At 41.2% G+C, this 11051-nt stretch carries 12 protein-coding genes; 2 read left to right on the plus strand and 10 right to left on the minus strand.

Going from position 1 to position 11051, the window contains the following annotated elements; translation table 11 throughout:
* Nucleotides 1-35: 35 nt before the first annotated feature.
* The 10 genes from SGRA_RS19205 to SGRA_RS19255 all read right to left on the minus strand — a co-directional run bounded on the left by SGRA_RS19205 (nt 36) and on the right by SGRA_RS19255 (nt 8917).
* Nucleotides 36-824 (minus strand): hypothetical protein, encoded by a 789-nt coding sequence (locus SGRA_RS19205; protein WP_148268410.1) that lies wholly within the window; start codon nt 822-824, stop codon nt 36-38.
* 74 nt (nt 825-898) lie between these two features.
* Nucleotides 899-1495 carry a hypothetical protein gene (locus SGRA_RS19210; protein WP_015694504.1) on the minus strand — a complete coding sequence of 199 codons (597 nt, stop codon included), beginning with the start codon at nt 1493-1495 and terminating at the stop codon, nt 899-901.
* A gap of 60 nt (nt 1496-1555) precedes the next feature.
* Nucleotides 1556-2440 carry a hypothetical protein gene (locus SGRA_RS19215; protein ID WP_015694505.1) on the minus strand — a complete coding sequence of 295 codons (885 nt, stop codon included), beginning with the start codon at nt 2438-2440 and terminating at the stop codon, nt 1556-1558.
* 69 nt (nt 2441-2509) lie between these two features.
* A complete protein-coding gene (locus SGRA_RS19220; protein WP_015694506.1) occupies nt 2510-2950 on the minus strand; it encodes a hypothetical protein in 441 nt (146 codons plus the stop codon).
* A 468-nt stretch (nt 2951-3418) separates the two neighbouring features.
* Nucleotides 3419-3955: a hypothetical protein gene (locus tag SGRA_RS19225; protein WP_015694507.1), complete on the minus strand. Its 537-nt coding sequence runs from the start codon at nt 3953-3955 to the stop codon at nt 3419-3421.
* Nucleotides 3956-4021: 66 nt separating this feature from the next.
* Nucleotides 4022-4333 (minus strand): hypothetical protein, encoded by a 312-nt coding sequence (locus SGRA_RS19230; protein ID WP_015694508.1) that lies wholly within the window; start codon nt 4331-4333, stop codon nt 4022-4024.
* A gap of 176 nt (nt 4334-4509) precedes the next feature.
* Entirely contained in the window at nt 4510-4839 is a 330-nt protein-coding gene (locus tag SGRA_RS19235; protein WP_015694509.1) for a hypothetical protein, read from the minus strand.
* Nucleotides 4840-4918: 79 nt separating this feature from the next.
* On the minus strand, nt 4919-5539 hold the full coding sequence (locus SGRA_RS19240) for a hypothetical protein (RefSeq protein WP_015694510.1): 621 nt from the start codon (nt 5537-5539) through the stop codon (nt 4919-4921).
* 24 nt (nt 5540-5563) lie between these two features.
* On the minus strand, nt 5564-6469 hold the full coding sequence (locus tag SGRA_RS19245; protein WP_015694511.1) for a hypothetical protein: 906 nt from the start codon (nt 6467-6469) through the stop codon (nt 5564-5566).
* A gap of 555 nt (nt 6470-7024) precedes the next feature.
* Nucleotides 7025-8917, minus strand: coding sequence for an SH3 domain-containing protein (locus tag SGRA_RS19255; protein ID WP_015694513.1), 1893 nt, complete (start codon nt 8915-8917; stop codon nt 7025-7027).
* A gap of 227 nt (nt 8918-9144) precedes the next feature.
* Between SGRA_RS19255 and SGRA_RS19260 the strand changes: the two genes are divergently transcribed.
* Nucleotides 9145-9903, plus strand: coding sequence for a 5'-nucleotidase C-terminal domain-containing protein (locus tag SGRA_RS19260; protein WP_015694515.1), 759 nt, complete (start codon nt 9145-9147; stop codon nt 9901-9903).
* 3 nt (nt 9904-9906) lie between these two features.
* Entirely contained in the window at nt 9907-10866 is a 960-nt protein-coding gene (locus SGRA_RS19265) for a bifunctional metallophosphatase/5'-nucleotidase (protein WP_015694516.1), read from the plus strand.
* Nucleotides 10867-11051 lie beyond the last annotated feature (185 nt).

Here is an 11051-nt window from a genome sequence, read left to right on the forward strand (position 1 = left end):
CGAAAAACAGACCAAAGTCCAGACAAATAAGCTAGCTACTTTTTAAGTACAAGCTCATAGCTTTCAATTATTGTATCCTTTTGCCCTATTGGAAAGTTATAGGCTAAATGGGGCAATCCATCCAAAAAATATAGCTCACAAGCTTTATGATTATCAACATACTCCTCTATTTTCACTAGCCTATTAGCATGGTATTGATAATTTGTCTTAATAGATGAAATAAGTTTATTTGTCCCTTTATAAGGAAGAGTATACTTTAGATTTGACCTAAAGTAAGGTCTATTTAAATATCCTATAGGCATACAGCTAAACTCCTCGGTAGTAGACACTAGCTTACCTTCACTGTCTAATACAGCTGTCAAAGTTCTACAAGAATCAATTATCGAATACGAGCTATCTGTTTTGAGGAACTGCAGCCTTTTCACTGCATCAATTTTGTTCTTTTGTATGCTGTCTGTGTAAAAAGACAGCTTAGATAAAGAACTGTCAGTATCGTAGGAATAGTCAGCAAAAAGAAGTCGGTGTTCCTTGTAAAATATTGTGCTATCTAAGCCCTCCCTATTATACCTAAAGTGATAATAATCAAAGCCATCAAAAAAATAAATTAGCTTGCCTTGGCTGTTGAATTTAAGTGAAGCCGTTAGCATTTTCACAGAATCGTTCAGCTTGTGAAAGATGGTCATCGAATCAATTCCTAAATCTTTAACATAGCTTGAGGAGCAGCTGTAATTAGCCGTTATTAGGTTTTGATCCTTCTTATTCGCTTGCTCTGTAGAGCCACAAGATAAGGCAAAAAAAATGACCGCGATTAGGTAATACGACATGCTATTTTTAATCATCCTAAGGCTTTTTTCATAAATGGCGAGCTCTAGATTAGGTTACAGCGTTCTAGTCAATCTTATTTTCGCTTGATTAGCTTCTCTAATTTCGTAAAAAGGTCAATAAGAACTGGATGTATACATTCTTCGTTCTGATGCCTATTCATAGCATTTTCTATAAATATTTCACCTTCACTATTTGTAAAAATAACAGTTGATCTAGTAGAAGGTATAAATTTATTGTTGCAGCCTACTTTCTTTTTAGAATATGCTCTCTTTAATGCAGTCGCTGACTGAAAAAAATTATCCCGTTCTATCGATTCCAATTTGATGGTAAAACTAGAATCTACATAAAGAGGGAATATCTCTCCTGTCATTTCATTCACTATTTCTACAAAAGCTGTATTCTCTTCCTTTCTTGTTACAGAAGTCCAGTAAAAACAAGAGCAGGGCTGCCCTAATTTAATTTCACAAACATCACCAAGGATATTATCGCCAAATGCTCCTTCTTCTATAAATACAAGACTTGGCTTCTCTGTTCTAATCTCCACGCCTAATCCATTTAAGATGCGCTCGAAATCAACATCTAAATGTTGTGGTTCTCTTTTCTCTACCTGAATATTTGAATTGCAACTGGACAGCACAAGAAACATTAAGGATAAAACAATATATCTCATAGTTATTTTTTTGTACTACAAAAATAAATAGCAGGCGGCAAAGCTAGCACAGACAAACAGCTATACAGCTAAATATTCTAAACAGTATTTTTGCGTATACTTTTCTTTATACACAAATAAAATATGAAATAGATAGCCATCAAAGATTATCCTAGCTTTTCCTCCATTCTGGACCAGCCACTGAAAATACGAAATACGTTCATTAGAACTACGGCTATTTACCGCTAACACATCTTGCAAAAAAGAACTAGTCATTTTTAGATGTTCTTTATAGTGATCAATTTCTTGATCGCTAACTTTTAATAGATGCCTTTCTTCATATGTTCTAAGACTATTGACAAGCTGGTCTTCTGTAGTAATTTTACTAATATTTTTAGGCGCATCATAATTTCCCAGCCCTCTAAAAGAAAGATGCTGAATTAACAAACTATCTACTCCTTCCAAGTCTAACCCCTGATTAGAAATAAATTCTGAAGCATTCAAAAAGTCTTCAAAATGATGAAAATCATGATTTGAAAAATAGTACAAATTATGATAAGGACTTTTCCAATGTGAATAATGCATTCTCAAATCTTCCTCTGAGGCTTTAGCTGGCATAAGAAAAAATGCATTGCTGCTCAAATCCCTTAAAATAAAAAAGCGATTATAAGAGGCAGAAAAAATAGATCTAATCTTGTATAGCTCCAAGCCAAGTGAATATAAGCTTAGCTTTTCCTCTATTAGATATGGCTTTTCTCCTGCTAAAGTTAATGACTTTAACTGCCTTTCTTCTACTTCACTATCACAACACCAGAATACATTCGATAAAACACTATCTATTTTTTGTTCTACAAAAAGATTACTTTTCGTAGTATTTCCTGCATCTTCTTTACTGGCGCTACAGCTAAGAGCCAAGAGTAGCATAAATACAGTTAACAGTCTCATTTTCTGCCCCTTAGTATTCATAGATCTTTAGATTATTGAGCCGAAAATAAAAAAGACAGTTGGCGGCCCCATGATAAAACGATATTACAGCTACTCTAAAATTTTAAAACTTAAAGCGACTATTGAAGGGTAATTTTTGATTCTAAATCCATTTTTTGACTCAAAGTTCTTCTCATAAACTGGCAAACAACTTGACGTTTCAGCCGCAACAGCTTTGACCTTTGTAAAAACAATCTGATCATGAACTTTTATCCATTCATTTTTCATAATAGATTCAGGAGAGAATAATACTTGAATGGTATCTTCCAGAGAAAGAGATACAGCTATACCATAAGAATAATGCAGCCCACGGTCATTTTCAAGCAGCTCCTCTTTTGAATAAAGACAAGTATATAATATTTCAAATTCGCTATCCCTAACATCTGAAATATTCATAGTCTCCGAAAAGTCAAGTTTCTCCACTACAACTCCTGTACTTCTAACACAAGAAAAATTCAACATTAGCAATAACAGCATCAATCTATTCATCATTTCTCAAGATTTTAGATTCCCTAGTCTATAACAGTAGATTTTACTACTCCACAAAATCATCTGTCGCTCTGCGGGGCTGCTCTAGGTAATCATGCATAAATTATTGTTTTATTTGTTATTCCTATTGAGGGTTTAGATTTTTTGGGGGCCTGCCGCCTTCGGCGGCCGGGCCCTTGCAGGGCTCGCAGGGCTGCTCGGCCCTGCGCCAGCAAGCTGGCTAGGTCTGCCGCTACGCGGCCCCCTTGCAGGCCCCTAGGCCTGCGGCCCTTCGGGCCTGTAGGATGGATATATATACATTGGGTTGAAACCTACAGCAACAAAAGAAGCTATACTAAACGCAATAAAATGAGCCGATGGTTGAAACCATCGGCCCGTATCATTGATAGCAAACAAGGGCTTTAGCCCATGGCCAAAATAAAAAAGCCTAGCAATGTGCAAGAGAGGGCCTGAACTAATACAAATAAACGCTTACTTACCAAAGATTTTCAATGTCTCAAATTTACCCTCTTTCCAAGAGGTTACAATAATTGCTCGTTCTAAACTTGAATACTCTGGATGATTCATTATCACATCTTCCTCACATTCTAATTTAAGCGTTGGTTTAATATCAACATCTTCTTCTATTGTTAATTTAAAACCTTCTTCTTTTTCGTAATAATTAGCATAAACTGCTTTTCGCATCTTTGTAAACCTAAGGACTACCGAATAAAAACTATAGCCTTTATTCATAATTTCAGATATAAAAACCTGCTCGTCTGCAGGTATTGTTTTGATATGCAATAAAACAGAGTCTAGAAGCACTCTTCTTAACTTTTCTTCCTTTAGTTGTAAAAGAAAATCTCGGAGAATATACTTTTTTATTTCACATTCAGATTTTATATCCTCAACATTGACTGAGTACCATTTTTCTATATCAATTTCAAAAGGTTTACTCTTTTCTTGTCTATTTGTTTGACAACTCTGAATTAAACACAATACAAATAGACTAACTATTAAGTTACGCATATATTATTTTTTTGTCCTTCGGCAGACTGCGACAAGCGGTCTCTGAGCCAATAATTCTCTATAAAATCAATCTGACAAGATCTTTTCAAAGACAATCAAAGCATAAGCATTATCCTCTTTATCTCTTGCCTCTTCAATCAAAAAATGCCACTTTTTCTTCTCCTTAAGAAAAGAGGATATTTCTCCTATCAGAACTAACTGCTCCTCGTAAAAATCATCCATATCATCAACATAGATTAGGTGCTCTCTCAATGTCGCATCTCTTTGATATAGTCGAATTCTTTTAATTAAAGACTTAACTACATTAGATTTTTCCACCTCAGTGAAGCCATTCCATAAACTATCGACCCTTTGAAGAGAACATCTAAATAGGTCCATATTTTTTTGCTCAAAATTTGAACATAAATAACGTGGGTTATCAGTAGTACAGTTAGCATTAGAACAGCTTCCTAAAAGGACAAAAAAAAACAATGTATATAAAATTAACTTTCTTCATTAGAAAATTCTTTTGAATTGATAGGCTGACTCCATTTAGGAACAGTTACCTCATTTTTCTACAACCTATACTTTATGTAATATTTTGTAAAAGCTATAAGCAAACCAACAACAAATACCGCTAATATCTTTTTATTTTTCACCATTTCCAAAAATGAGTTATGATATAGGAATAAAGAATCTAAAACAAAAATCATAAAAATATTAGAAAGCACTATAGCTATTCTTATTCCAAGGTCATCAAAAAATAGAAGAAAAACTAAATTACCTAACATATAGTATATTGTATAAAAAAAAGTTTGCAGCATAGCCTCAGGCAAATTATACACCCAATAGTAAAGCAAAATGCATACAATCCAATATACTAAATAAGATATCAATAAAATCATAGCTCTACTTATTTGTCTTTTTGCTATTTGGGGCAGTGAGCTGGACTAATATTCTTACACTAAAATTAGGACCAAAACGCTAATACCTTGGCCCTTCCAACACCCCTTTTAGCTCCATCCTCTCAATAAAATTTTCTTCTCCAATTCCATATTCTTCAATGATCTTCTCCCAATTTCCATAGCGAAAATGTTTTTCATATCTCGATCCATAAGCGGCAAACAACAGCTTCCCCTCTAGGCTAAATACCAGCTTCATCTCTGTACAAGAGTTACAAGGACTAACCCCATCTAAAAAAAACATATGACCATATCTGCCTGCTAAAACACCTACCTCATCAATTACATTCTCCAGAATGACTTTCTTAGTTCGGCTCAATTTTCTTTCTGTAGATAAGGCCGGACTCCAATGCGTTTGCAACAACTTCCCCCCTTTCCTAAACTCTATTTTCTGAGACCAAATAGCCGGAATAAATATAGGTTCTTTATCTACTGCCGAATCAAAAAGATGCACTGTTTTTACAGTCATTGCATAGTCATCCCAAGATAATGTTTGCGACAAACAAACAGAGTCTTTCATTTCCTTACGCTCTAAATACCCCTTTTTTAGCCCATTTTCTTTCCCCTCTGAGCGATCAGTTTTTTGCTCTAACTGACAAGCTACAGAGCAGATTAAAATCACTAATAAACAATATACTTTCATTGCATTCTTCCATTTTACAGTCCTTTACTCTTCTACATTAAATTTATAGGCTATATCAGCACGAAAAAAAGTATCCGGAAAATGATACAGTTTCACTTGCGCTGCATTATAGGCGGCCTTCCATTCCGGATAATAATAATGTACAGCTATGCTATCCGCAGCATAAAGTTCTAAGCGAGCAAATGGCTCCCCTTTTTTTGGAACAGGACGAGCCCAAGCTTTCCAATGCATCATATCCCATTTGCAATCTGGTCGATCAGCCCAATATATAACTGCTGCCCCATTTTCATAACTAATCGGAAATTCAAAATAACACTGCATATTATACATATACAACATGTTTCGTTCCGTAAATTTCAAAGTGATGCCATTTGAGCTCCCCCAAACGCTATCCTCCTGCACCACAAAAGGTAGTTGGTAGTTTTCTCCCAGCACTAAGCTATCTGGAAAAAACTGAGGATATTTTCGAGGCAAAAGGCTATCCCTATAAGTAGCCAAAAAGTGATCTTCGCCTGCATTCAGCTTATAAATCGCAAAAAGAGAATCGGCTTGCACAGCAACATAAAATGGCAGTTCTTTTAGACAGTCCTCACTAATTTGTTCATAGTAAGAACTATATTTACGTATAACCTGCATTTCTTTAGGCCAATACACCAATAACTGCTTTTCCTGCCACTCATAAGAAAAAGGATAAACACAATCCTTACTGAAAAAATAGTACAACTCCTCTCCTTTCAGCTTAAACTTAATGTCCTTTGCCCTAGCCGTTTTTTGAAGCCAAACTTCTGCTTCTTTTTCTTCCTCTACTGTAGTTTTCTGCTCTTCTACTGCAGCCAAAGGCCGTTTTTCTTCTACTATTGGTGCTTGTACCGCTGGTTGGCAAGACAATAAGCCCAAGCTCAAAATAACTAAGGATAATAACTTTTTCATTTTCAGGTTTTTATTTTACGATTTATGTTTTTTGGGGCCTGCCGCCTTCGGCGGCCGGGCCCTTGCAGGGCTCGCAGGGCTGCTCGGCCCTGCGCCAGCAAGCTGGCTAGGTCTGCCGCTACGCGGCCCCCTTGCAGGCCCCTAGGCCAAGTCGCTTCGCTCCTTTGCGGCGGCTTCGCCGCCTGCTAGCTGTGGCTGCAGGTTAAAACCAGCAGCCAATTTAGGTACAGCAGAGCCCGCTCCTCAGCAACAATTGGCCTGCAGCTTAAAAGCCGCAGGACCTGAAAACCAAATATATCCTTCCCACAAACAAAGCAGGGGCTTTTAAGCCGCTGCGGCGAGAAAGACCAAAGCCCAACAAGAATGACTGCGGCCTTTAGGCTGCAGATAGCGGCAAAGCCGCCATGGCCGAAGGCCAAACGGCCCAGCGCTGCGGAGGGGTGGCCGAAGGCCAGACCAAAGCCGCCAAAGGCGGCTGAAGGGCCGAACAGACCTGTGAGCCCCGCAGCATAGCGGCGGCCAGCAAAGCTGGCCGCGGGCCCCAAATCCCCCTAACTAAAAACATGCAGAAAGCACCTCATGCCGAATCGTTAGGCCCGGATGATAGATGGCCTGAACCGCCTCGCTTTGCAAAGAAATAGCCTTGGGCAAATAAAGCAACTCTAGCTGCTTGAGCTGAGCCAAAGCCCCAATTTCCTTTAATTCGGTACACTGACTGAGGTCCAAAAGACGAAGCTGAGGCATGGGCGGCAACTGCTGAAGACTAGCCAAATTGGGCGCCCTCAAATAAAATTTTGCTAAGTTCGGCGGCGCAACAAAAGCCCCCACAGCAGGCCAAGCCGCTGTCCGCAAATCAAGGCTAGTCAATTGCGAAAACTGCCCCAAACGCTCTAATTGCTGAAAACTTGGCGCCCCCAACTCCAATTGCTGCAACTGCCCAGGCAACTGCTGAATCGAAAAAGGCAAATCTTGCTGACAAGCAAAAAAGACCAAGGCCTTCAACTCCCGCAAACTCTCTCCCTGAAGGAGCTCTGGCGTGCTCAACTTTAGCCAACGCAGCTGCTGAAAACGACTCAATAAACGCGCATCGATGCGGTTGGCCTTGACATGGATCTCTAAAGCCTGTAGCTGCCGTAAATTGGCTATGCTATTTATATTTTGTAGCTCATCGGCCAAAATATAGAGCTTTTTCAAGCGACTTAGAGCCGCTAAGGGACGCAAATCAAGATCAGATTGCTCGGCTTCTAGCCTTAACTCCTCTAGCATAAACAAGCTGTTAATGCCCGAAATACTCCGCAAATCACTAATCTGCAAACTCAACTTCTTGAGCTTGGGAAGCTGAATAAATACCTGCATATCTTGAATCTTCTGGGCCCGAATAGCCAGCTCCTCTAGCTGGCCCTGTCCCCGCAAAAGCGACATGGGGAACTGCTGCTCTTGGGCAAAATCTAGACGCAACTTCTTCAGCTTTTTGGGCAAAAAGAGCAGCTGCTTCAACTTTAATTCCGTAAAGCTCAACTCCTCTAGGCTAGGCAACTGATTGAGGCCCCCTAAACGCTCTAACTGCAAGCCTCGGCCATGCAAACGCTTGAGCAAAGGCAAGCCCCGCAAACCCGATAAATCTTTTAGGGCCACCGCATAAAAAGGACCAGTCTGACAGGCATCATCCTGAGAAAGATCTAGCTCCTCTAAACGCATAATCTGCTCTATTTCGGCCAAAGTCGCATCCGAGTAAGCCTCTTCCAAGGGTTTGAGCAAGACCATCTGATTGTAAAAGGCCTTCCATTCGGGACTTAGAGCGTTCCACCACAGAAATAAAGACTCCGCCTGCCTTACTTTAGAAGAATGCGGCAACTCTAAATGAATACTAAGGGTATCGCCCTTGGTCGAAGGGCCCTGCTTGGGCGGCTCTTCTTGCTCCATATTGCCGGGGATTGTGGGAATGGGAACCAGCTTTTCTAAGCCGCCCCCATAGGTCCAGGCAATAAGGCCTTCAGCAGTTTCTACCTCCAGCCAATAATGCGGCAACTTTTGCCCCCGAATACTAATACTTTCTTTGTTTGGACTTCTTCGGCCCGTAAAACGAACCAACTGCCCCTCTTGCAACTTGGCGACCACCGCCGCCTGCAAATTGCCCTGACTGCGCAGACGCAAATTAGAGATAAAACAACGGTACTGAGGACGAACAGCCTGCTCGCTCAGCTCCTTTTTGGCCAACCAACCTCTTCGGCCCGACTGATTTTCTAGGAAAACGAATCCCCCCTCTTCCTTTTGGAGCGGATAGAGCAATTCTCCCTGCAAAAGAAATTCAACCATCGGGCTTTCGGCCTCTGGCGCTTGCAATAAAGGCCCCGCTACTTTATTATAAAAGATATCTTGGGCCATGGCAGAGCCAGCCATCAACAAACTAAATAGACAAAAAATATAGGGATACGGACTGAGCGACATAAGTGATTTTTTGATGAAGAGCAGCCACTTTAGAAGCAGAAACTCTAATTATTTTGCTTCTTCAAGATGCAAAAAATCTTTTAATTTTTTGCCCTTAGTCCCTAGGCAGATTTAAAAACTGCCTGCAGCCAAAGCAGATCGGCCATAAACAAAAACTTAAACTTTGGACTGCAGCCAAAATGGCGGGGCTTTTTTGTATTTTCGGCCCGAAAACAGCCAAAAACATCATGAACAAACCACAGTTTTTTATTCTGGCCCTTTGCCTCTTTCTCTTGGGGAGCTGCCAGTCTTACCAACATTTTGTCAAAGAAGAAGGACAATATTACCCCCTCAATAGCCAAGAACATCAGCAGGCAGATAGCAGCATTGCCAATATCTACAGCCCTTATAAAAAACAATTGGAGGCCCAGATGAATGAGCAGATCGGTCAGTTGTCTGTGGACCTCATTAAGGAGCAGCCCGAATCTAATATGGGTAATTTTGCCGCCGATATGGTGGCTATTCAGGCCCAAGCATATACGGGCAAAAGCATTGATTTTGCCGTCCTCAATTATGGAGGACTTCGGCTGCCCTCTATCCCTAAAGGGCCCCTGAAGAAAGGGAAAATCTATGAGCTCATGCCCTTTGATAATATGATTGTGGTCATTGAGATGAAAGGCAGCGAGCTGCGCCCCCTCTTTGAGCATATCTGCATGAAAGGCGGCTGGCCCATTAGCTCGGCGGTTCGGATGGAAATAGATGATGAATTTGCGCCCCAAAATATTCGTTTGGAGGGCCAAGCTATTCAGGCCGATAAAAAATATCGCATTGCCACCATTGACTATCTGGCCAATGGCGGCGATAATTGTACCTTCTTCAAGGGGAAAAAACGCTATGAAACAGGCAAATTCCTCCGAGATGCCGCCATAGAATATATCTCGGCCCAAACGGCCAAAGGGAACAGCATTAAGGCCAGAAAAGAAGGCCGCATTAGCCAAAAAAAATAAGCCATGAACTATAATCGAAGAAAATTTTTGGGCCGTTTGGGCCAATTTGGCCTTTTGGCTGGAACTAGCCTTATTCTCCCCCCTTCTCTCAAAGCTTTTCATGGCCAACTTTTGGCCCAAAGCGATGAGGCCCCAGAACTCATCAAACTGAGCATTTTGCACACCAATGATGTGCATAGCCGCATCGAACCCTTTCCCATGGATGGAGGCCGCAACCAAGGCAAGGCCGGTGCCGCCCGCCGTGCCGCCCTCATCAATAAAATCCGAGAAGAGGAAAAACATGTCCTTTTGCTCGATGCTGGCGATATGTTTCAAGGTACCCCCTATTTCAATTACTTTAAGGGCGAGCTAGAGCTCAAACTGATGTCGGCTATGGGCTATGAGGCCGGTACCTTGGGCAACCACGACTTTGATGCAGGAATCGAAAACCTAGAAAAACAACTTAAGGCCCATGCCAATTTTCCGATCCTCAATTGCAATTATAACTTTGAGGATACGCCCATGCAAGGCCTGGCCCAACCCTATAGCATCATCAAAAAAGGGCCGCTTAAAATTGGCCTGACTGGGGTCGGCATCGAGCTGCAAGGGCTGGTCCCTGCCCCACTCTATGGCCAAACCCAATACCAAGATCCCCAAAAAGCCCTCAATAAAATAGCCCGTTTCCTCAAGGAAGAGAAAAAATGCGACTATGTCATCTGCCTCTCGCATCTTGGCTATAGCTATAAACACAACAAAATCTCGGACCTTGTTTTGGCCCAAAATTCAGCATCCGTAGATCTCATTATTGGCGGCCATACCCATACTTTTCTAGAACAACCCACACTGGTCCAAAATCCCAAAGGCGAAGAAGTACTGGTTTCTCAGGCCGGCTGGGCAGGCATCCTCCTTGGCCGCATCGATGTCTATTTTGAGCCCTCTAAAAAGAAAAAATGTATCAGCTGCCAAAATACAATTATAGAATAGTATATGGATTTGGGGCCTCCCGCCTTCGGCGGGCGCTACGCTTTGGGGCTCGCAGGTCTGCTCGGCCCTTCGTTTTTTTCGCTGCGCTCAAAAAACTTGGTCTGGCCTTCGGCCACCCCGCCGCATCGCTAGGCCAGTCGCTTCGCTCCTCTACAGTAACAAAACAAGATAAATCCTTTGTTTAA

Source organism: Saprospira grandis str. Lewin (genome assembly GCF_000250635.1).
Taxonomy (GTDB): domain Bacteria; phylum Bacteroidota; class Bacteroidia; order Chitinophagales; family Saprospiraceae; genus Saprospira; species Saprospira grandis.

What these genes read in the sequence shown, in the direction of transcription:
- SGRA_RS19220 (WP_015694506.1), bottom strand. Translation starts at nt 2,950, where the DNA reads ATGATGAATAGATTGATGCTGTTATTGCTAATGTTGAATTTTTCTTGT.
- SGRA_RS19235 (WP_015694509.1), bottom strand. Translation starts at nt 4,839, where the DNA reads ATGATTTTATTGATATCTTATTTAGTATATTGGATTGTATGCATTTTG.
- SGRA_RS19210 (WP_015694504.1), bottom strand. Translation starts at nt 1,495, where the DNA reads ATGAGATATATTGTTTTATCCTTAATGTTTCTTGTGCTGTCCAGTTGC.
- SGRA_RS19245 (WP_015694511.1), bottom strand. Translation starts at nt 6,469, where the DNA reads ATGAAAAAGTTATTATCCTTAGTTATTTTGAGCTTGGGCTTATTGTCT.
- SGRA_RS19230 (WP_015694508.1), bottom strand. Translation starts at nt 4,333, where the DNA reads ATGGACCTATTTAGATGTTCTCTTCAAAGGGTCGATAGTTTATGGAAT.
- SGRA_RS19240 (WP_015694510.1), bottom strand. Translation starts at nt 5,539, where the DNA reads ATGAAAGTATATTGTTTATTAGTGATTTTAATCTGCTCTGTAGCTTGT.
- SGRA_RS19215 (WP_015694505.1), bottom strand. Translation starts at nt 2,440, where the DNA reads ATGAATACTAAGGGGCAGAAAATGAGACTGTTAACTGTATTTATGCTA.
- SGRA_RS19205 (WP_148268410.1), bottom strand. Translation starts at nt 824, where the DNA reads ATGTCGTATTACCTAATCGCGGTCATTTTTTTTGCCTTATCTTGTGGC.
- SGRA_RS19255 (WP_015694513.1), bottom strand. Translation starts at nt 8,917, where the DNA reads ATGTCGCTCAGTCCGTATCCCTATATTTTTTGTCTATTTAGTTTGTTG.
- SGRA_RS19260 (WP_015694515.1), top strand. Translation starts at nt 9,145, where the DNA reads ATGAACAAACCACAGTTTTTTATTCTGGCCCTTTGCCTCTTTCTCTTG.
- SGRA_RS19265 (WP_015694516.1), top strand. Translation starts at nt 9,907, where the DNA reads ATGAACTATAATCGAAGAAAATTTTTGGGCCGTTTGGGCCAATTTGGC.
- SGRA_RS19225 (WP_015694507.1), bottom strand. Translation starts at nt 3,955, where the DNA reads ATGCGTAACTTAATAGTTAGTCTATTTGTATTGTGTTTAATTCAGAGT.